This is a genomic window from Sphaerotilus microaerophilus (assembly GCF_023734135.1).
Lineage (GTDB): Bacteria > Pseudomonadota > Gammaproteobacteria > Burkholderiales > Burkholderiaceae_C > Sphaerotilus > Sphaerotilus microaerophilus.
Window position 1 is genome coordinate 5776183 of record NZ_AP025730.1, and the last position, 19782, is coordinate 5795964.

The 19782-nt window shown below is 68.5% G+C and carries 18 protein-coding genes; 4 read left to right on the forward strand and 14 right to left on the reverse strand.

Features of this window, described 5'->3' with window-relative positions:
• Positions 1–28: 28 nt before the first annotated feature.
• A complete protein-coding gene (gene glnE, locus NGK70_RS25050) occupies positions 29–2806 on the reverse strand; it encodes a bifunctional [glutamate--ammonia ligase]-adenylyl-L-tyrosine phosphorylase/[glutamate--ammonia-ligase] adenylyltransferase (protein ID WP_251971146.1) in 2778 nt (925 codons plus the stop codon).
• A 326-nt stretch (positions 2807–3132) separates the two neighbouring features.
• Between glnE and NGK70_RS25055 the strand changes: the two genes are divergently transcribed.
• Positions 3133–3954 carry a carbon-nitrogen hydrolase family protein gene (locus tag NGK70_RS25055; protein ID WP_251971147.1) on the forward strand — a complete coding sequence of 274 codons (822 nt, stop codon included), beginning with the start codon at positions 3133–3135 and terminating at the stop codon, positions 3952–3954.
• 13 nt (positions 3955–3967) lie between these two features.
• Here NGK70_RS25055 and NGK70_RS25060 read toward each other — a convergent pair whose 3' ends face one another.
• The 3 genes from NGK70_RS25060 to hemE all read right to left on the reverse strand — a co-directional run bounded on the left by NGK70_RS25060 (position 3968) and on the right by hemE (position 8957).
• Positions 3968–5287: an FAD-dependent oxidoreductase gene (locus NGK70_RS25060; RefSeq protein WP_251971148.1), complete on the reverse strand. Its 1320-nt coding sequence runs from the start codon at positions 5285–5287 to the stop codon at positions 3968–3970.
• A 43-nt stretch (positions 5288–5330) separates the two neighbouring features.
• Positions 5331–7460: a primosomal protein N' gene (locus NGK70_RS25065; RefSeq protein WP_251971149.1), complete on the reverse strand. Its 2130-nt coding sequence runs from the start codon at positions 7458–7460 to the stop codon at positions 5331–5333.
• 426 nt (positions 7461–7886) lie between these two features.
• The gene (gene hemE, locus NGK70_RS25070; protein WP_251971150.1) at positions 7887–8957 is read right to left on the reverse strand and encodes a uroporphyrinogen decarboxylase; all 1071 of its coding nucleotides are present in this window, start codon (positions 8955–8957) and stop codon (positions 7887–7889) included.
• 93 nt (positions 8958–9050) lie between these two features.
• On the opposite strand from hemE, the gene NGK70_RS25075 reads away from it, so the two are divergent.
• The 3 genes from NGK70_RS25075 to NGK70_RS25085 are packed head-to-tail and all read left to right on the forward strand — an operon-like array spanning position 9051 to position 11170.
• Complete coding sequence (locus NGK70_RS25075) at positions 9051–9665, forward strand: LemA family protein (RefSeq protein ID WP_428985628.1); 615 nt, start codon at positions 9051–9053, stop codon at positions 9663–9665.
• A gap of 21 nt (positions 9666–9686) precedes the next feature.
• Entirely contained in the window at positions 9687–10652 is a 966-nt protein-coding gene (locus tag NGK70_RS25080; RefSeq protein ID WP_251971151.1) for a TPM domain-containing protein, read from the forward strand.
• On the forward strand, positions 10652–11170 hold the full coding sequence (locus NGK70_RS25085) for a TPM domain-containing protein (protein WP_251971152.1): 519 nt from the start codon (positions 10652–10654) through the stop codon (positions 11168–11170). The genes NGK70_RS25080 and NGK70_RS25085 overlap by 1 nt, the downstream gene beginning before the upstream one ends.
• Positions 11171–11285: 115 nt before the next feature.
• Here NGK70_RS25085 and NGK70_RS25090 read toward each other — a convergent pair whose 3' ends face one another.
• The 10 genes from NGK70_RS25090 to NGK70_RS25135 all read right to left on the reverse strand — a co-directional run bounded on the left by NGK70_RS25090 (position 11286) and on the right by NGK70_RS25135 (position 19760).
• A complete protein-coding gene (locus NGK70_RS25090; protein WP_251971153.1) occupies positions 11286–11702 on the reverse strand; it encodes a F0F1 ATP synthase subunit epsilon in 417 nt (138 codons plus the stop codon).
• A gap of 127 nt (positions 11703–11829) precedes the next feature.
• Complete coding sequence (gene atpD, locus NGK70_RS25095) at positions 11830–13242, reverse strand: F0F1 ATP synthase subunit beta (RefSeq protein ID WP_251971154.1); 1413 nt, start codon at positions 13240–13242, stop codon at positions 11830–11832.
• Between the two features lie 60 nt (positions 13243–13302).
• Complete coding sequence (gene atpG / locus NGK70_RS25100; protein ID WP_251971155.1) at positions 13303–14187, reverse strand: F0F1 ATP synthase subunit gamma; 885 nt, start codon at positions 14185–14187, stop codon at positions 13303–13305.
• Between the two features lie 23 nt (positions 14188–14210).
• Positions 14211–15749 carry a F0F1 ATP synthase subunit alpha gene (gene atpA / locus NGK70_RS25105; protein WP_251971156.1) on the reverse strand — a complete coding sequence of 513 codons (1539 nt, stop codon included), beginning with the start codon at positions 15747–15749 and terminating at the stop codon, positions 14211–14213.
• 85 nt (positions 15750–15834) lie between these two features.
• Positions 15835–16368 (reverse strand): F0F1 ATP synthase subunit delta, encoded by a 534-nt coding sequence (locus NGK70_RS25110; protein WP_251971157.1) that lies wholly within the window; start codon positions 16366–16368, stop codon positions 15835–15837.
• A gap of 2 nt (positions 16369–16370) precedes the next feature.
• A complete protein-coding gene (locus NGK70_RS25115) occupies positions 16371–16841 on the reverse strand; it encodes a F0F1 ATP synthase subunit B (protein WP_251971158.1) in 471 nt (156 codons plus the stop codon).
• A 79-nt stretch (positions 16842–16920) separates the two neighbouring features.
• Entirely contained in the window at positions 16921–17187 is a 267-nt protein-coding gene (gene atpE / locus NGK70_RS25120; RefSeq protein WP_251971159.1) for a F0F1 ATP synthase subunit C, read from the reverse strand.
• Between the two features lie 110 nt (positions 17188–17297).
• On the reverse strand, positions 17298–18173 hold the full coding sequence (gene atpB, locus NGK70_RS25125; RefSeq protein ID WP_251971160.1) for a F0F1 ATP synthase subunit A: 876 nt from the start codon (positions 18171–18173) through the stop codon (positions 17298–17300).
• Between the two features lie 17 nt (positions 18174–18190).
• Complete coding sequence (locus tag NGK70_RS25130; RefSeq protein ID WP_251971161.1) at positions 18191–18646, reverse strand: ATP synthase subunit I; 456 nt, start codon at positions 18644–18646, stop codon at positions 18191–18193.
• A 211-nt stretch (positions 18647–18857) separates the two neighbouring features.
• A complete protein-coding gene (locus tag NGK70_RS25135; RefSeq protein WP_251971162.1) occupies positions 18858–19760 on the reverse strand; it encodes an SMP-30/gluconolactonase/LRE family protein in 903 nt (300 codons plus the stop codon).
• Positions 19761–19782: the final 22 nt, after the last annotated feature.

A 19782-nucleotide genomic window follows, 5' to 3' on the forward strand; every position in this document is an offset into this window, starting at 1 on the left:
GCCCAGCCCGGCCGAGCCGGGTGCGGCGTCAGCCGAACACCACCTGCCACAGGCGCTGCACCGCCGCGCGATGCGGCGCCAGCTCACCCAGCTGGGCCAGCTCGCGGGTGGCGCTGGCCTCGTCGAGCCGGGCGCGGTGCTGCGCACGGCGCAACTCGCGGTAGGCATCGGCTGCGGCGTGGCCCACGCCCGCCGGCAGCACGCCCAGCTGCTCGGCACGCTCCAGCAGCGCGATGTTGCCGTGGTTCTCCTGCAGCCCCGGGTGCGTGGCGCTGTGCGCCAGCACCAGGTACTGCACCGCGAACTCGGCGTCCATCATGCCGCCCGGGCTCTGCTTGAGGTCGAAGCGGCCGGCACGCACGGGGTTGCCCTGGCGCACCTTGTCGCGCATCGCGATGATCTCCTGGCGCAGCGCCTGCGGGTCGCGCTCGGCACAGAGCACCGCGCGGCGCACGGCCTCGAAGCGCTGCGCCAGCCGCGGCTGGCCGGCACACCAGCGCGCCCGGGTGATGGCCTGGTGCTCCCAGGTCCAGGCGGTGTTGCTGCCGCGGCCGGTCTGGTAGTGCTCGAAGGAGGTCATCGAGGTCACCAGCAGGCCGGAGTTGCCGTTGGGCCGCAGCGCGGTGTCGATCTCGTAGAGCGCCCCCGCCGCCGTGCGCAGCGACAGCCAGGTGATCACCTTGCGCGCGAAGGCGGTGTAGCCCTCGCCGGCCCGGTCGTCGTCGTCGTCGTAGAGGAAGACGATGTCCAGGTCGCTGCCGTAGCCCAGCTCCTTGCCGCCGAGCTTGCCGTAGGCGATCACCGCGAATTGGGGCTCGTCGCGGTGGCGCTGGCGCAGGTGCTGCCAGGCCCAGCGCAGCGTGCACTCCAGCGTGGCGTCGGCGAGTGCCGAGAGGTCATCGGCCACCTGCTCGACCGTGATCTCGCCCTCCACGTCGCGCACCAGGGTGCGGAAGGTCTCGGCCTGGTGGGCGCGGCGCAGGGTGTCGAGCAGCAGCTCCTCGTCGGCCTCGCCGGAACGCACCCAGCCGAGGTGGCGCTCATCCAGGTCGCGCTGGAAGGCGGCCGAGTTGAAGCGCTCGTGGGCCAGCCGCACATCGGCCAGCTCGTCGATCACCGCCGGGTGCTGCATCAGGTAGCGCATCGGCCAGCGCGCCAGCACCAGCAGGCGCAGCAGGCGCTCCAGCACCCGGGCCCGCTCGGACAGCAGCGCGAGGTAGCTCTCGCGGCGCAGCAGCGGCTCCATCCAGTCGATGAAGCGCTGCAGCGCCAGGTCACCGTCCTCGACGGCGCCCTCCTCGCACATCTGGCGCGCGCGCTTGAACAGGCGTGCCAGCCGCTGGCGCGAGTCCTCGCGCAGCAGCGCGACCTTGGGCAGCTCGATGAAGTGCTTCAGGCGCTGCGCCACCTCGGGCGACAGCCCCTCGGCCAGCGCGGGCGAGTCCAGCGTGAGCGCCGCACCGCCGCAGCCCTTGCAGCCGCCCGGCTTCTTCGCCGGGGCGCTGCCGCCGTCATGCAGCAGGCTGTCGAACTCGGTGGCGACAAACTCGCGGTGCGTGCAGAACTGGTCCAGCAGCTCGCAGGCATCGGCCGTGCAGGTCAGGCCCATCGAGCGGGCGATCCAGCCCAGGTCGCCGTCGGCGGTGGGCAGCATGTGGGTCTGCTGGTCGTCCAGGAACTGGATGCGGTGCTCCACCCGGCGCAGGAAGACGTAGGCCTCGGCGAGCTGCTCGGCCGCCTCCGGCTTGATCAGGCCCACCGACGACAGGCGCTGCAGCGCCTTCAGCGTGGGGCGGGTGCGCAGCTCGGGGAAGTGCCCGCCGCGCACCACCTGCAGCAGCTGGACGATGAACTCGATCTCGCGGATGCCGCCGCGCGAGAGCTTGACGTCGTTGGCCCGCTCGGGACGGCCGGCGGCGCGGCGGTTGGCCTCGTCGCGGATCTTCTGGTGCAGGTTGCGCAGCCCCTCGAAGACGCCGTAGTCGAGGTAGCGACGGTAGACGAAGGGCGTCACGACGTCGCCGAGCGCCTTGACGCGCCCGGAGGCCACCGAGGCGCGCGGCGCCACCACCCGGCTCTTCAGCCAGGCAAAGCGTTCCCACTCGCGGCCCTGGACCAGGAAGTACTCCTCCAGCATCGACAGGCTCACCACCGGCGGTCCGGAGTTGCCGTTGGGCCGCAGCGCCAGGTCCATGCGGAACACGAAGCCCTCGCCCGTCACGTCGCCGATCAGCGCCTGCAGGCGGCGGCTCAGGTGCGCGAAGTACTCGTGCGCGCTGATCACGCCCTTGCCCGACGGGGCCCCGGTCTGCGAATCCACCCGGCCGCGCGTCTCGCCGTCTTCCTCGTAGACGTAGATCAGGTCGATGTCCGACGAGACGTTGAGCTCGCGCGAGCCCAGCTTGCCCATGCCGACCACCCAGAAGTCGATCGGCTGGCCGGCCTCGGTCAGCGGCTCACCGTAGCGCTCGTCCAGCTCGGCACGGCCGGCGTGCACCGCCCGGTCCAGCGTGACCTCGGCCAGCTCGGTCATGGCGAGCGTGATCACCTCGACCGGCGCCTGTTCCTCGACATCCAGCACCGCCAGCCGCTCCATCACCACCTGGCGTGCGACGCGCAGTGCGGCCGGCAGGTCACGCCCGCGCTCCAGGAGGGCATCGATCAGCGCGCCCATGGCTTCGCGGCGAGGCGGCCCGGGGGGCAGCAGGGCCATCTCCTTGCCCCACACACGGCGCACGCGCTGCACGTAGCGCGAGTGTTCGGCCAGCGCCGTCACGGCGCCCTGGCTCTGCAGTGCGTCATTCATCCATCGCTCCCGTCCCGTCGGCCCATTGGCCGAGGCCGGCCCCTGCCCGCACCGTGCGGCGTTGCACGGCGTCGTCGTGTTGATTCATCCTCGCTCCAACCACCTGTCTTGGGATTGCCTGCCCCGGGGCGGCGGTTGCCGCACGGGGCGCGCAGGCTGCCTGTCCTGGCTGACCACGGCCTGAAACCGATGTGGATCAGTGTGCCGCCCGGGCAGTATGGAACGCTTGTGCAAGGTCAGTGACCGCCGCGGAAATTGGCCGTGGCGGCATCATGTGCACTTCAGCCTCGCCGCCCGCCTCGTTCTCCCCTCCCCCACCGCTACCCATGAAGATCGCCGCCCTCCAGATGGTGTCCAGCCCGGACGTGTCCCACAACCTCGCCCGCGCCGCCGCCCTGGTGGCGCAGGCCGCTGCACGGGGCGCCGAGCTGGTCGCGCTGCCCGAGTACTTCTGCCTGATGGGCCGGCGCGACACGGACAAGCTCGCACTCGCCGAGCGCCCCGGCGACGGCCCGCTGCAGGACGCGCTGGCAGCGCTGGCCCGCAAGCACGGCCTCTGGCTGATCGGCGGCACGCTGCCGCTGCAGGTGCCGGGCGACCCCGACCACGCCACCAACAGCTGCCTGGTCTGGAGCCCGGAAGGCCGTCAGGTGGCCCGCTACGACAAGATCCACCTGTTCCGCTTCGACGATGGCGAGCGCCGCTACGACGAGGCTGCCACGCTCTGCGCCGGCCCGGCCACGCCAGTGGCCTTCGAGGCGCACAGCCGCGCGGGCGAGAGCTTCCGCATCGGCCTGTCGATCTGCTACGACCTGCGCTTCCCGGAGCTCTACCGCGCGCTGATGCACCCGCCCTGCGACCTGCTGGTGGTGCCCGCCGCCTTCACCTACCCGACCGGCCAGGCGCACTGGGAGCTGCTGCTGCGCGCCCGCGCGGTGGAAAACCAGTGCCACGTGCTGGCCCCGGCCCAGGGCGGCACGCACGAGAACGGCCGGCGCACCTGGGGCCACAGCCTGATCGCCGATCCCTGGGGCGAGGTGCTGGCGATGCAGGCCGAGGGCGAGGCCGTCGTGATGGCTGGGCTCAACCTTGCCCGCGCGGCCGAGGTGCGCCAGCAGCTGCCGGCCCTCACGCACCGCCGCATCTGAAAGGCTGATCTGCTCAGCGGTGGCCGAACATCATGCGCCGCGCCAGCCAGGACTTCAGCGGCGGGATCTGCTGCAGCGTGGCCAGCCCGGCACCGCGCAGTGTCGACAGCCCCGGCAGCTGCCAGGTGAAGCTGCGCGCCAGGAAGTCGGTGGCGGCGATCAGCGCCCAGCGGTCCGGTGCGCGCTGCCAGGCGACCCGCGCGAGCGCCGCATCGACATCGGGCGTGGTGCGCAGGGCCTGCAGCAGCGCGTGGGCGTCGCGCAGCCCCAGGTTCAGCCCCTGGCCAGCGACCGGGTGCAGCGTCTGCGCCGCGTTGCCGATGCGCACGGTGCGGCCCTCGACCAGGCTGCGCTCGGCGTTCAGCCCGAGCGAAAAGACCTTCAGCGCACTGATGCCGACGAAGCGGCCGACCTCGGCCGGGAAGATGTGCGCCAGCACCGCCAGGCGCTGCGCCTCGCTGAGCGACTCGACCGGGTCGTCGTCGCTAGGCACGCACCACACCAGCGAGGCGCGGCGGGTGCCGCTCGCCTGGCCGCCTGGCTGCCCCGGTGCCAGCTCCATTGCGTCAGGCAACGGCAGCAGCGCCGCCGGCCCCTGCGGCGTGAAGCGCTCCCAGGCCGTGCCGGCGGGCGTATCGGCCAGCGTCACGGTGCCGACCCAGGCGCGCTGCCGGTAGTCGCGGTGCACCGCACGGCGGGCCTGGTCGGCAAACACGCCGCCCTCGGCGATCACCGCCAGGTCGTGGCGCTCGACCACCTGGGCATCCACCTCGACACCGCCCGGGCGTCGACTCAGGCCACTGACCGGCGTGCCGTAGCGCGCCTGGCAGCGCTCGGGATGGGCCGCACAGGCGGCCTGCCAGGCCGCACGCAGCGGCGCGACGATGGCGCCGTAGCTCGCCACCGCGCCGAGCTGCTCCACGCCCTCCTCCTCCGCCCGGATCCAGACCTGCGGCTCCACCGCCGGTCCGCTGCGGTGCGCTGCCAGCGGGTTCAGCGGATTCAGCAGGCCCAGGAGCGCCGGCTGCTGCTGCGAGACGTTGACTGCCCGGATCGGCGCGGCCTGCGCCGCGATGTCGGCCCACAGGCCCAGCTGCTGCAGCAGCTGCACGCTGCCCAGCGACAGCGCCAGCGTGCGCGCATCGCGCGAGATGTCGTGGTCGGCCGGCAGGCTGTCGTAGACGCACACCGTCGCCTGCGGCAGCCGCTGCGCGGCCAGCAGGGCCAGCGCGAGACCGACCGGCCCGGCTCCGACCACGGCGATCTTCAGCGGGCGGGCCAGTGACTCGGCGGCGGCGGCGGTGGCGATGTCGGGGGCGTGCAGGGTGTCCATGGCGCGGATTTTCCCTCGCACCGGGCCGCCGGAAGCAGCGCGATCAAATCGCCTGGGGATCCACATCCACCGCCCAGCGCAGCACGCGGTGCTCACCCCGGTTGGCCTCCTGCAGGCGCGGCACCCAGGCCGCCAACAGGCGCTGCAGCGGTGGGCGAAGGGGCGCTTCGAGCAGCATCTGCGCGCGTTCGACGTTGGCCACGCGCTGCAGCGCGGCGGGCACCGGCGGGTAGATCTGCACCCCGGCCTGCAGCGCGCCGAGCGCCTCGGCGGCCCGTGCCGCCTCGTGCAGGAAGCCCAGCGCCGCCTCCTGGCTGCGCGCCTCGGCCCGCAGCAGCGCCAGGCAGCTGAAGGGCGGCAGCGACGCCACCCGGCGCTCGGCCAGCTGGCTGGCGGCAAAGGCCTCGTAGTCCTGCGCCTGCAGGGCCTGGTAGAGCGGGTGGTCCGGGTACCAGGTCTGGATCCACATCTCGCTGCGCGCGGCATGGGCGGCATCGCGCCCGGCCCGCCCGGCCGCCTGCAGCAGCAGGGCGAACAGGCGTTCAGGCGCGCGGAAGTCGCTGGAGAACAGCGCGCTGTCGGCATTCACCGCCGCCACCAGCGTCATGCGACGGAAGTCGTGCCCCTTGGCCACCATCTGCGTGCCCACCAGCACGTCCACCTCGCCGGCGTGCACCGCGGCGAGCTGGCTCTCCAGGCTGCCCTTGCTGCGCGTGGTGTCGGCGTCGATGCGGCCGATGCGCGCGCCGGGCAGCTGCTCGGCCAGCTGCTCCTCCAGCCGCTCGGTACCGCGGCCCATCGGCTGGATGTCGGGGTCGCCACAGACCGGGCAGGCCCGCGGCACGCGCTCGCTGAAGCCACAGTGGTGGCAGCGCAGGCTGCGGTCCACCTTGTGGAAGACGCGCCAGGCGCTGCAGTGCGGGCAGCCGCTCTTCCAGCCGCAGCCGGTGCAGTGCAGCACCGGGGCATAGCCGCGCCGGTTCAGCAGCACGAAGCTCTGCTCGCCGCGCGCCACGCGCTCGCGCAGCGCCGCCAACAGCTCGGGCGCCAGGGGGTGCTCGCGCATCACGCGGCTGCCGTGCATGCCGACGACGCGCTGCAGGTCCAGCAGCCGCACCGCCGGCAGGCCGCCATCGCCGATGCGCCGGGGCATCGCCAGGCGCTGGTAGCGCCCCGGTCCCTCCGGCGCCGGCGTGGCGTTCAGCCAGGTTTCCAGCGAGGGCGTGGCCGAGCCCAGCAGCACCGCCACGTTGGCCTGCCGGCCGCGCCAGACCGCCAGGTCCCTGGCCGAGTAACGGGCGCCCTCCTGCTGCTTGTAGGAGGGGTCGTGCTCCTCGTCGACCACGATCAGCCCGAGGCGCGGCAGCGAGGCGAATACCGCCATGCGCGTGCCCAGCACCAGCTGCGCCTGGCCGAGGTGGGCGGCCAGCCAGTGCTGCAGGCGCTGGGCCGGCGTCAGGCCACTGTGCAGCGACACCAGCCGGTGCGCCGGGAAGCGCTGCGCGAAGCGCGCCTCCAGCTGCGGCGTCAGGTTGATCTCCGGCACCAGCACCAGCACCTGGCGCCCCTTGGCCAGCTCGGCCTCGGCCGCACGCAGGTAGACCTCGGTCTTGCCGCTGCCGGTGACGCCGTGCAGCAGGTGGGTGGCCGGCGCACTGGCCGCCAGCGCCGTCAGCACGGCCTGCTGGTCCTCGGACAGCGCTGGCAGCGTCGGTGCCCCGGGGACCTCGCCCGCGATCGACGGCACCGCACTGCGCTTGGCGAGGCGCTTCAGCCGCCGCTGCAGTTGCACGCCATCCACATCGCGCAGCTCGGGCGGCAGCACCGTCAGCGCCAGCTCGCCCAGGCTGCGCTGGTAGTAGCCGGCCGCAAAGCGCACCAGCTCGCACCAACCCGCGTCCAGCGGCGGCAGGGCCTCCAGCACCTCGGCCACGGGCTTCAGGTCGGCCGCCTCACCCACCGCCACCGGGTCGGCCGGATGGGTGGGATGGGAGGGATGGGCCCGGTCGTCCGGATGGCCCGGATCCGCCGGTTCGGACGCTCCCCCGTCCCAGGCGACGCCCATGACCACCCGCCGACCGAGCGGCACCCGCACCAACTGGCCGACCGGCAGCGCCACCGGGCTGAGGTAGTCCAGCGCCGCGTCGATCCCGCTGTGCCGGGGCAGGGCCACCAGCACCCTTACCCGGACCAGACTGGCTGGACAACCCGCATTCACGGGGTCAACGGTGTCCACAAACGAGGCCAGTTAGGCGCGCAAGCTCGAACGCTGTCGAGCTTGCTGCGCCAAGTCACTGATAGACAAGGACTTTCTCCACCTGTCCACCGAATCTGTGGATAACTTTGTGAGCAACCTGCGAAAACGGCTGTCAAAGCCTTGTCAAACAAGGCTGCGCCACAGATTGCCCACCGTTGAGGCAGGGGTCGACTTTTTGCAAATCAACCACTTAGCACATCCTTGCGTCATTTGCCATGTGCCATTGCAGCAAGCCATGGTCAAGAAGCGATCGCGGGCGCGCTGGGGATAAGTCGCCCCGTTCCGGGGCGTTTCCAGTCTTGCGCGGGCTCAAGCCCGGGCCACTGACTGCGCGACAGCAACTCAGGCCAGGCCTCGCATGGCACGTGAGTGAGTACGAACCGCCTCGACCAACGCGGTCACCGACTCGGGGGGCGTGTGCTGGCTGATGCCATGCCCCAGGTTGAACACATGGCCGGCGTGGGGCCCGAAACGGTCGAGCAGGCGGCGCGCCTCGGCGGCGATCTGCGCCGGTTCGGCAAACAGCACGTTCGGGTCCATGTTGCCCTGCAGCGCCACCTTGTGGCCCACCAGGGCGCGAGCACGGCCCAGGTCCATCGTCCAGTCGAGGCCGACCGCATCGGTGTCGCAGGCAGCGATCTCCTCCAGCCAGAGCCCGCCGCCCTTGGTGAAGACGATGCGCGGGATGTGTTCGCCGGCGTGGTCACGCTTCAGGCCGGCCAGCACGCGGCGGGTGTAGGCCAGGCTGAAGTCCTGGAAGGCGCCATCGGCCAGCACGCCACCCCAGCTGTCGAAAACCATGACCGCCTGGGCGCCGGCTTCGATCTGGGTGTTCAGGTACAGCGCCACCGCGTCGGCGGTCACGGCGAGCAGGCGGTGCATCAGGTCCGGGCGGCGGTAGAGCATGCTCTTGACGAGCCGGTAGTCATCGCTGCCACCGCCCTCGACCATGTAGCAGGCCAGGGTCCAGGGGCTGCCGGAAAAGCCGATCAGCGGCACGCGGCCGTTCAGCGCCCGGCGGATCGAGGTGACGGCGTCGAAGACGTACTGCAGCTTCGCCATGTCCGGCACTTCGAGCGCGGCCACCGCTGCCTCGTCGCGCACCGGGCGGGCGAACTTCGGCCCTTCACCCGCCGCGAAGCTCAGGCCCAGGCCCATCGCATCCGGCACCGTCAGGATGTCGGAGAACAGGATCGCCGCGTCCAGGTCATAGCGCTCCAGCGGCTGCAGCGTGACCTCGGTGGCGTAGTCCCGGTGGGTCGCCAGCCCCATGAAGCTGCCGGCCAGCTCGCGCGTGGCGCGGTACTCCGGCAGGTAGCGCCCGGCTTGGCGCATCAGCCAGATCGGCGTATGGTCAGTGGGCTGACGGCGCAGGGCGCGCAGCAGGGTGTCGTTCTGGAGTGGGGCAAACATAGCGGGATTGTAGGCAGCCCGGGGACCCCCATCTGGTGCGGCATGTCGTTGGGTCATTGGATTGAAGCGACGCTGGAGGTGCGAGTGAAACGGATGCATCGGCTGTTCAGGCTGGGGTGGATGGTGGCGCTGCTGGGGCTGACGGGCTTGCTCGGTGGCTGTGGCTACAACGATTTCCAACGGCTGGACGAGGCGGTGAAGTCGAGCTGGGCCGAGGTACTCAACCAGTACCAACGCCGTGCCGATCTGGTCCCGAACCTGGTGGCCACCGTGAAAGGCGAGGCGGCCTTCGAGCAGGACACGCTGACCAAGGTGGTCGAGGCGCGTGCCAAGGCCACCTCCATCCAGGTCACGCCCGAACTGGCCAACGACCCCGAGGCGCTCAAGCGCTTCCAGGCCGCGCAGGGCGAGTTGAGCAGCGCGCTGTCGCGCCTGCTGGTCGTCAGCGAGAACTACCCCAACCTGAAGGCCAACCAGGGCTTCCAGGACCTGCGCGTGCAGCTCGAAGGCACCGAGAACCGCATCACCGTGGCGCGCAACCGCTACATCAAGGCGGTGCAGGACTACAACGTGCTGGTGCGCAGCTTCCCGAGCAACCTCACGGCGATGGTGTTCAGCTACCCCGTCAAACCCAGCCTGACCGTGGCCAACGAGGCACAAATCAGTCAGCCTCCGGCGGTGAATTTCGACCGGCCCGCCTCGCGCTGAACGCGACCATCCATCGCTGCCATGCACCTCGTTCACCGGCATGGTCTTCGCGCGTCGCTGGCGCGGGCAGTCGCGCTGCTCTGGCTGGCGTTGTTCGCCTGCCTGCCACGGCTGGCCTGGTGCCAGGAGGTGCAGGCGATCCCGCCGCTGTCAGGCCGGGTGGTTGACAGCGCGGGCCTGCTGGCCGCTGACGCGAGGCTGCGCCTGGAGCAACAGCTGGCCACCCTGGAGCAGGAAACCGGCGCCCAGGTGGTCGTGCTGGCCGTGGCGACCACGGCGCCCGAGGACATCGCCGCCTATGCCCAGCGCGTCGGTGAAGCCTGGAAGCTCGGGCGTCGCACGGTGGGCGACGGGCTGCTGATCGTGGTGGCCAGCCAGGACCGGCGGGTGCGCATCGAGGTGGCGAAGGCGCTTGAAGGCGCCGTGCCCGACCTGGCGGCCAAGCGCATCATCAGCGAATCGGTCGGCCCGGCCTTCAAGCGCGGGGAGTATGCCCAAGGGCTCTCTGCTGCGATCGACCGGATCGGCGAGCGCGTCCGTGCAGAGAAGCTGGGCGCCGCCGGTTCGGGCGACATCGCCACGCGCGCGCCTGATGACACGGGGGATGCCTGGCTCGAATGGCTCCTGCCCGCCCTGATCGCACTGCCGGTGCTGGCGCGGGTACTGACTGGGGTCTTCGGTCGGAAGCTCGGTGCGCTGCTGGCCGGCGCAGGCGGGGGCACCGTGGGCTGGCTGTTGACCCAGTCGCTGCCGATCGCCGCGGCGGCTGGCCTGGCGGCCTTCGTCGTGACACTGGTGATCGGCGTGGGCGGCGCCTTGAAACGCGCGGCGCAGGGTACCCGCCATGGCCCGGTCGTCTGGGGCCCCCCCGGCGGCTGGAGCGGAGGCGGTGGAGGCTGGAGCAGCGGTGGCAGCGACAGTGGCGGCGGCTTCACCAGCGGTGGCGGCGGTGATTTCGGGGGCGGCGGCGCCTCGGGGGACTGGTGATGCGGCGCAAGCTCCGGGTGTGGTGGCGCCACCTCTGGCTCGATCAGGGCGATGCCCGGCGCGCGCTGGGCGGCTCGGCCGGGCTGGACGAGCTGACGCGGGCCGTGCAGCGCTGCGAGGCGCGCCATGCGGCGCAGGTGCGCCTCTGCGTCGAGGCCTCGCTGCCCTGGCGCTACCTGTGGCGCGGCGACGCACCGGGCGTTCGCGCCCGGTCGATGTTTGCCAAGCTGGGGGTCTGGGACACCGAGGCCAACAACGGCGTGCTGATCTACGCGCTGCTCGCGGACCGGGCCCTGGAGATCGTGGCGGACCGCGGTGTCCATGCGCGCGTCATGGCCGGGGAATGGGACGCTGCCCTGTCTCAGGCGCGGCAGGCCATCACGGCAGGGGGTGGATTGACGCAGGGCCTGATCGCTGCGCTGGAGCACATCGCTACCACGCTGGAGCCGCTGTACCCTGTCCTGCCTGGGGGCGATGCGTCCAACAATGAGCTGCCGGACCCGCCCGAGCTGGGCTGAAGCACCGCGCCACCGGAACGTACAAGGGAAATGCACAGGGCCCGCACGCGGCGGGCCCTGTCGTCGTGATCAATCCACTCCACCCCGCCAGCAGGCAGGGTCGAGCAGCGTCACTTCACTTCTTGCGCAGCTTGGTGATCGCTGCGATCTGCGCCGCCATCACGGCGAACTCGCTCTGGGCACGGGCGAAGTCGATGTCGCTCTTGGCGTTCTTCATCGCTTCTTCGGCGAGCCGCTTGGCCTCGTGGGCCTTGGCTTCGTCGAGGTCATGCCCGCGGATCGCGGTATCGGCCAGCACGGTCACGCAGTCGGGCTGCACTTCGAGGATGCCCCCGGCAACGAAGACGAACTCTTCTTCACCGGTGTCGGCACGCTCGATGCGCACGGCGCCCGGCTTGATGCGGGTGATCAGCGGGGTGTGCTTGGGCAGGATGCCCAGCTCACCCGCCTCGCCCGGCAGCGCGACGAACTTGGCCTCGCCGGAGAAGATCGACTCTTCCGCGGAGACCACGTCGACATGAATGGTTGCCATCTGCTTTCCTTAGGCGTGTGCAAGGAGGTTCAAGAACCAAGCAGACGGGTCGAGGGCTAGGCGCACCCCGCAGCCGTACTTCTGTACGGCGAGGAGTGCAACGACGCCATCGGCCCGTATGCGCCGGTTATTGAATCTTCTTGGCCTTCTCGAAGGCTTCGTCGATCGTGCCGACCATGTAGAAGGCCTGCTCCGGCAGGTGATCGCACTCGCCGGCCACGATCATCTTGAAGCCGCGGATGGTTTCCTTCAGCGGAACGTACTTGCCGGGCGAACCGGTGAACACTTCCGCAACGTGGAAGGGCTGCGACAGGAAACGCTGGATCTTGCGGGCACGGGCCACGGCCAGCTTGTCTTCCGGCGCCAGTTCGTCCATGCCCAGGATCGCGATGATGTCGCGCAGTTCCTTGTAACGCTGCAGGATGCCCTGCACCGCACGGGTCGTGGTGTAGTGCTCCTCGCCCACGACGTTCGGGTCGACCTGGCGGGAGGTCGAGTCCAGCGGGTCCACGGCGGGGTAGATACCCAGCGAGGCGATGTCACGCGACAGCACCACGGTGGCGTCCAAGTGGGCGAAGGTGGTGGCGGGCGACGGGTCGGTCAAGTCATCCGCAGGCACGTACACGGCCTGGATGGAGGTGATCGAACCGACCTTCGTGGACGTGATCCGCTCCTGCAGACGGCCCATTTCCTCGGCCAGCGTCGGCTGGTAACCCACGGCGGAGGGCATGCGGCCCAGCAGCGCGGACACTTCGGTACCGGCCAGGGTGTAGCGGTAGATGTTGTCCACAAAGAACAGCACGTCGCGGCCTTCGTCGCGGAACGACTCGGCGATGGTCAGGCCGGTCAGGGCCACGCGCAGACGGTTGCCCGGGGGCTCGTTCATCTGGCCGTAGACCATGGACACCTTGGACTTGGATAGATCTTCCAGGTTCACGACGCCCGAATCGGCCATCTCGTGATAGAAGTCGTTGCCCTCGCGGGTACGCTCACCCACGCCGGCAAACACGGACAGACCCGAGTGCGCCTTGGCGATGTTGTTGATGAGCTCCATCATGTTCACGGTCTTGCCCACGCCGGCACCACCGAACAGACCCACTTTGCCGCCCTTGGCGAACGGGCAGATCAGGTCGATCACCTTGATGCCGGTTTCGAGCAGCTCCTGCGACGGGCTCAACTCATCGTAGGCCGGGGCCTTGCGGTGGATCGGGGCCGACAGGTCCATCGACACCGGACCGCGCTCGTCGATCGGGTTGCCCAGCACGTCCATGATGCGACCCAGCGTGGCGGGGCCGACCGGCACGGTGATGCCGGCACCGGTGTTCTTCACTTCGATGCCGCGGCGCAGGCCGTCGGACGAGCCCAGCGCAATGGTGCGCACCACACCGTCACCCAGCTGCTGCTGGACTTCGAGCGTCAGTGCGGTGCCTTCGAGCTTCAGCGCGTCATAGATCTTGGGCATCTGGTCACGCGGGAATTCCACGTCCACCACAGCGCCGATGCACTGAACGATCTTGCCGACCGCTTGAGTGTTCGCCATTTTTCGTTCCTTCAAACTTGATACGTTGCGTCCGTCGCGTCTTGATGAGGCGCGGGCTGGTCAACCACCCAGCGCCGCGGCGCCGCTGACGATTTCCGACAGTTCCTTCGTGATCCCGGCCTGGCGGGTCTTGTTGTAGACCAGCTTGAACTCGTTGATCAGGTTGCCGGCGTTGTCGGTCGCCGCCTTCATCGCCACCATCCGCGCAGACTGCTCGGACGCCATGTTCTCGGCCACCGCCTGGAACACCAGCGCCTCGGTGTAGCGCACCATCAGGTTGTCGATGACCGATTGCGCATCGGGCTCGTAGAGGTAGTCCCAACCGTAGGCCGACTTCTCAGCCTCGGTCTGGGCCAGACGCTCCACCGACAAGGGCAGCAGCTGTTCGACCAGCGGCTCCTGCTTCATGGTGTTGATGAACTTGGTGTAGCACAGGTACACCGCGTCGAGCTTGCCCTCGGCATATTGGTCGAGCAGCACCTTCACCGGGCCGATCAGCTTGTCGAGGTGCGGCACGTCACCCAACTGGGTGGCGTGTGCCGCGACCGTCGCGCCGATGCGATTCAGGAAGTTGAAGCCCTTGTTGCCGATCGCCACCGCCCGCACCTTGGTGCCGGCAGCGTCGAGTTCGCGCATCTTGTTGGTGACTGCACGCAGCACGTTGGTGTTCAGACCACCGCACAGACCCTTGTCGGTCGTGACGATGATCATGCCCACCGCACCGCTGCCGCTGTTCTTCACCACGAAGGGGTGCTTGTACTCGGGCGTCGCCCGGGACAGGTTGGCCGTGATGTTGCGGATCTTGTCAGCGTAAGGCCGGGCCGCACGCATGCGTTCCTGGGCCTTGCGCATCTTGGACGCGGCCACCATTTCCATGGCCTTGGTGATCTTCTTCGTGTTCTCGAAGCTCTTGATCTTGCCGCGTATTTCCTTGCCGGCCGCCATGACCTTGCTCCTTTAGCTCGGGATCAGGCGAAGGACTTCTTGAACGCAGCGATGGCGCCGAGCAGCTCGGCCTCCGCGTCCTTGTCCATCGCCTTGTTGTCTTCGAGCTTCTTGAGCAGCGCGCCGTGGCTGGTCTTGAGGAACTGGTGCAGGCCGGCTTCGAAGGCGAGCACCTTCTTGACGTCCACGTCGTCCAGGAAACCCTTGTTCACCGCCACCAGCGAGGCCGCCTGCAGACTGATCGACAACGGCTGGTACTGGGCCTGCTTGAGCAGTTCGGTCACGCGGGCACCGCGGTCGAGCTGCTTCTTGGTCGAAGCGTCCAGATCCGAAGCGAACTGCGCGAAGGCCGCCAGTTCACGGTATTGCGCCAGGTCGGTACGGATACCGCCGGACAGGCTCTTGACCAGCTTCGTCTGCGCTGCACCACCCACGCGAGACACCGAGATACCCGCGTTGATGGCGGGGCGGATGCCGGCGTTGAACAGGTTGGTTTCCAGGAAGATCTGACCGTCGGTGATCGAGATCACGTTGGTCGGCACGAAGGCGGACACGTCGCCAGCCTGGGTCTCGATCACGGGCAGCGCGGTCAACGAACCGGTCTTGCCCTTGACTTCGCCCTTGGTGAAGGCTTCGACATAGTCGGCGTTCACGCGAGCGGCACGCTCCAGCAGGCGGCTGTGGAGATAGAACACGTCGCCAGGGAAGGCTTCGCGGCCCGGCGGGCGGCGCAGCAGCAGCGACACCTGACGGTAGGCAACGGCCTGCTTGGACAGGTCGTCATAGATGATCAGCGCATCTTGACCGCGGTCGCGGAAGTACTCGCCCATCGTGCAGCCGGTGTAGGCCGAGATGTACTGCATCGCGGCCGACTCGGAGGCCGACGCGGCGACGACGATGGTGTACTCCATCGCACCGTGCTGTTCCAGCGCGCGCACCACGTTCTTGATCGACGAAGCCTTCTGGCCGATCGCAACGTAGACGCAGGTCATGTTCTGACCCTTCTGGTTGATGATGGCGTCGATGGCAACAGCCGTCTTACCAGTCTGGCGGTCACCGATGATCAGCTCGCGCTGGCCACGGCCGACGGGCACCATGGAGTCGATGCACTTCAGGCCGGTCTGGACCGGCTGGTCCACCGACTGACGCGCGATCACGCCCGGGGCGACCTTCTCGATCACGTCCGTCATCTTGGCGTTGATCGGGCCCTTGCCGTCGATCGGCTGACCCAGCGAGTTCACCACGCGGCCGATCAACTCGGGACCGACGGGCACTTCCAGAATGCGGCCCGTGCACTTGACGGTGTCGCCTTCCGAGATGTGCTCGTACTCGCCCAGGATCACGGCGCCGACGGAGTCGCGCTCGAGGTTCAGGGCCAGGCCGAAGGTGTTGCCGGGGAATTCCAGCATTTCGCCCTGCATCACGTCGGAGATGCCGTGGACGCGCACGATGCCGTCGGTCACGGACACGACGGTGCCCTGGTTGCGGATGTCCGTCGATGCGCCAAGGCCCTCGATGCGGCTCTTGATCAGTTCGGAAATTTCTGCGGGATTCAGTTGCATAGCTTGCTCCCAGTCTGGTCAAGCCGCCTGGTCGGGCCGGCACATGACGCGGGGATGATTCGGTGCTTCGGTGGGTCCGGACGTATCAGGCGCTCAACGCGACCTTCATGCGCTCCAGGCGGGCGCGCACGGAGGTATCGAGCACCTCGTCGCCGACGACCACCCGGATGCCGCCAATGAGTTCAGGCTCCAGCACGACCTGCGCCGTCAGCTTGCGGCCGAAACGGCGCTCCAGGCTGACCACCACGTCGGCCAACTGGGTCGGCTCGATCGCGAAGGCGCTGTAGATGGTCGCGTCGGACACACCACTGGCCGCATTGGCCAGGGCCTGGAACTGCTCGGCAACCGCAGGCAGGGCCGCCAGACGCCCGTTCTCGATCACGGTGCGCAGGAAGTTCTGCACGCCGGCATCGAGAGGCATCTTCACCGCAGAAGCGATGACGTCGTAAACCTGGGTCGCCGAAATCTTGGGGCTGTCGGCGAACTGGCGCAGGTCGGCGTTGGAAGCGACTTCAGCCAGGGCCTGGATCTGCCGACCCCAGGAGGCCACGTCGGCCTTCTGGGCGACCTGGTACAGAGCCTCGGCGTAGGGCCGCGCAATGGTTGCGAGCTCGGCCATGATCAGAGCTCCGTCTTCAGGCGATTCAGCAGATCGGCGTGCGCGGCCGCATTGACTTCGCGCTGCAGGATCTGTTCGGCGCCCCGGACGGCCAGCGCTGCCACCTGCTCGCGCAGGGCTTCGCGTGCTTGCACGGACTGCTGCGCGGCATCGGCCTTCGCAGCGGCGACGATCTTGACGCCTTCTTCCTCGGCGCGCTTCTTGGCTTCTTCAACGATCGCCTGGGCGCGCTTGTCGGCGTCGGCGATGCGCTGGGTCGTCTCGGCGCGGGCCTGGGACAGCTCGACCTCGATGCGCTTGTTGGCGCTGGCCAGCTCGGTCTTGGCCTTGTCGGCGGCGGCCAGGCCGTCGGCGATCTTGCGGGCACGCTCATCGAGCGCAGCCGTGATCGGGGGCCAGACAAATTTCATCGTGAACCAGACCAGGATCAGGAACACGATCATCTGGACGATGAGGGTACCGGTGATGCTCACTTGTCAGCCTCGGTGTTGATGAGGAAAACGACCCGCCGGGCCCGTAGAAAGCCCGGCCGGCGCGGAGGACCTCACCCGATTACTTCGCAGCGATGGCGGCGAGCTGACCCAGGAACGGGTTGGCGGTCGCGAACCACAGGGCGATACCGGTACCGATAATGAAAGCGGCGTCGATCAGACCAGCCAGCAGGAACATCTTGGTCTGCAGCTCGCCCATCAGCTCGGGTTGGCGAGCAGCGGACTCGAGATACTTGCTGCCCATGATGCCGATGCCGACGCAGGCGCCGACGGCACCCAGACCGATGATCAGGCCAGCGGCGAGAGCGACAAAGCTGATGACTTCCATGTTGACTCCTAGAGAAAGCGAAGTGAAGAGACAGGGTTGAGGATTCCCGCGTCAGCGGGTGGAACGAAACAGGGAGGCCAGATCAATCCGGCCACCTCAGGTCCGCTTGGTCAGTGGGCGTCGTGCGCCTGACCGATGTACACGAGCGTGAGCATCATGAACACGAAGGCCTGCAGGGTGATGATCAGGATGTGGAAGATCGCCCAGGCCGAACCCGCGATGATGTGACCAATCGCGAGACCGATGCCAGTAGCCGAGAGGGAGAAGGCGCCACCCATCAAGGCAATCAGCAGGAAGATCAGTTCACCGGCATACATGTTGCCGAACAACCGCATGCCATGCGACACGGTCTTGGCCACGAACTCGATGACCTGCATCAGGAAGTTGAAGGGGTACAGCGCCCAGTGATCGCCGAACGGCGCAGCGAACAACTCGTGCACCCAGCCACCCAGTCCCTTGATCTTGACGTTGTAGATCAGGCAGATGATCAGCACGGACAGCGACAGGCCCATCGTGACGGACAGGTCGGCAGTCGGCACCACGCGAAGATAGGCGTGATGCGGATCACCACCGGCCGCACCGTAGATCTTTTCCCACAGGAAGGGCAGCAGGTCCACTGGCAACAGATCCATGGCGTTCATCAGGAAGATCCAGACGAACACGGTCAGGGCCAGGGGAGCCACCAGCTTGCGGCTCTGGGCGTTGTGGATGATGCCCTTGGCCTCGTTTTCGACCATCTCGACCAGGATCTCGACGGCCGCCTGGAAGCGCCCCGGGACACCGGACGTCGCCGAGCGGGCCGCACGCCAGAACAGGAAGCAACCCACCACGCCCAGGAGGATCGCGAAAATCATCGAATCCCAGCTCACGACCGTGAGGTCGAAGGGTCCGTGCAGTTCCTTGTTGCGCAGGTGGGTCAGGTGGTGAACGATGTATTCACCGGCCGTCGGACCGTGTGCTGCTGCGGCGTGTGCTTCGGCTGCCATCTTGGTTCAGTTCTTGATCAACGCTTCTTCGACCCGCGCCACAGGAGCGCGACCCAGTAAATCTTGATGCACACGATCAGGGCCAACAGCAGGGCCAGCCAATTCACACCGTGCACGATCTTCGGCGCCAGCACCAGCAGGAACACCGAGACACCGATCTTGCCAAACTCCCACATCATGAAGCTGACAGCGGCGACACCGGCGTTCAACCGGGAAAACTGGCTGGTGAGCCCGCGCGCCATCAAGGCACCCGGCAGCACCACGCAAAACGACCCGTAAAGGGCCGACAGCGCCACCACCCGACCCGCCAGCCACCAGGCCAGCACAGCCAGCATCACCCCCACCAACGCCTGCACGACAACGACACGCCAGGGCGAAATCGACGGCTCACGTTCACGCAGTGCCTGAGCCTCTTCTCGACTCAAGCTCTTGAACTTTGCCGCCGAGCGCTCATCTTCATCGTCATCCCACACACGCCACGCACCCTGGGCAGATTGCTTCGGAGCGGGTTCGTGCACTGCTGCGGACGTCGGGTTAGGTTTCGGCAAAACCTAGAGATTATACGTGGGAACCCGCATAGCTTGTGAAGCCTTGCGCACCCCGAAGACCTTTGGTAGGCGCTTCGTTCGTCCTATCGGCGCGACAGGCAGCGTGCCCCGGACACCAAGAAAGCGATGCCCGCATTCAGGGTCGCAGGTAACTGGCAGGCAGGCCCGGAACCTCGACAGGCATGGACAGCACGGCGCCCGCCAGCGGCTGGGCGGCCAATTCTTCGGCTGACCGACCCTCGCGCGCAGTGGTGACATACAGCGTGCGCAGGTCAGGGCCACCGAAGCAGGGCATGGTGGGACAGCGCACGGGCAGCTCGACCGCCGCCAGCAACTCACCCTGCGGCGACAGGCGCAACAGCCGCTGCCCCTCGTACATCGCCACCCAGTAGCAGCCCTGGGCGTCAACCGCCGCACCGTCGGGCCGCCCTCCGTAGGCGGCCAGCGGTTGAGCCGGATCGCGCCGTGGGAATTCGCGCAGCACCCTGCGGCGCGACAGCGAGCCATCGCTGCCATCGAAATCGAAGGCCCAGATGGTGTGCGACTTGGTGTCGGCCCAATACATCGTGCCGCCATCAGGACTCCAGGCCAGTCCGTTGGACACGGTGATGCCGTCGGCGCGCTGCTTCAGTTCCCGGCCATCCCAGCAGTACAGCGCAGCCAGGGGGGGGTCACGCGGCTCGTAGATCGTGCCGACCCAGTAACGCCCCTGGGGATCGCACTTGCCATCGTTGAAGCGCTCCTTGGCGGGGTCGTAGGGCTCGCCTGCGAGCCGGCTTCGTTGGCCACGCTGCGGGTCGAAGCGCCACAGCCCGTCGCGCATCGCCAGCAGCAGCCCGCCGTCGAGCATCGGCGCGCAGCTGGATGCCTCGCAGGGCAGATCCCAGCGGCGGGAGGCACCGCTGCGGGGATCCAGCCGGTGCAGGGCGCAGCCCGGAATGTCGCACCAATACAACACATTCTCGCCGGGATGCCACATCGGCGACTCCCCCAGCAGGCATGGCTCGCTCACGGCACGGATCGGGACGGCATCAGACATGGCAGGCAGGCGCACAGCGCGG

Bases quoted from the DNA above. Each gene is read 5' to 3' on its own strand.
- glnE (WP_251971146.1), bottom strand. From the start codon at position 2,806: ATGAATGACGCACTGCAGAGCCAGGGCGCCGTGACGGCGCTGGCCGAA.
- NGK70_RS25055 (WP_251971147.1), top strand. From the start codon at position 3,133: ATGAAGATCGCCGCCCTCCAGATGGTGTCCAGCCCGGACGTGTCCCAC.
- NGK70_RS25060 (WP_251971148.1), bottom strand. From the start codon at position 5,287: ATGGACACCCTGCACGCCCCCGACATCGCCACCGCCGCCGCCGCCGAG.
- hemE (WP_251971150.1), bottom strand. From the start codon at position 8,957: ATGTTTGCCCCACTCCAGAACGACACCCTGCTGCGCGCCCTGCGCCGT.
- NGK70_RS25075 (WP_428985628.1), top strand. From the start codon at position 9,051: ATGCATCGGCTGTTCAGGCTGGGGTGGATGGTGGCGCTGCTGGGGCTG.
- NGK70_RS25080 (WP_251971151.1), top strand. From the start codon at position 9,687: ATGCACCTCGTTCACCGGCATGGTCTTCGCGCGTCGCTGGCGCGGGCA.
- NGK70_RS25085 (WP_251971152.1), top strand. From the start codon at position 10,652: ATGCGGCGCAAGCTCCGGGTGTGGTGGCGCCACCTCTGGCTCGATCAG.
- NGK70_RS25090 (WP_251971153.1), bottom strand. From the start codon at position 11,702: ATGGCAACCATTCATGTCGACGTGGTCTCCGCGGAAGAGTCGATCTTC.
- atpD (WP_251971154.1), bottom strand. From the start codon at position 13,242: ATGGCGAACACTCAAGCGGTCGGCAAGATCGTTCAGTGCATCGGCGCT.
- atpG (WP_251971155.1), bottom strand. From the start codon at position 14,187: ATGGCGGCCGGCAAGGAAATACGCGGCAAGATCAAGAGCTTCGAGAAC.
- atpA (WP_251971156.1), bottom strand. From the start codon at position 15,749: ATGCAACTGAATCCCGCAGAAATTTCCGAACTGATCAAGAGCCGCATC.
- NGK70_RS25110 (WP_251971157.1), bottom strand. From the start codon at position 16,368: ATGGCCGAGCTCGCAACCATTGCGCGGCCCTACGCCGAGGCTCTGTAC.
- atpE (WP_251971159.1), bottom strand. From the start codon at position 17,187: ATGGAAGTCATCAGCTTTGTCGCTCTCGCCGCTGGCCTGATCATCGGT.
- atpB (WP_251971160.1), bottom strand. From the start codon at position 18,173: ATGGCAGCCGAAGCACACGCCGCAGCAGCACACGGTCCGACGGCCGGT.
- NGK70_RS25135 (WP_251971162.1), bottom strand. From the start codon at position 19,760: ATGTCTGATGCCGTCCCGATCCGTGCCGTGAGCGAGCCATGCCTGCTG.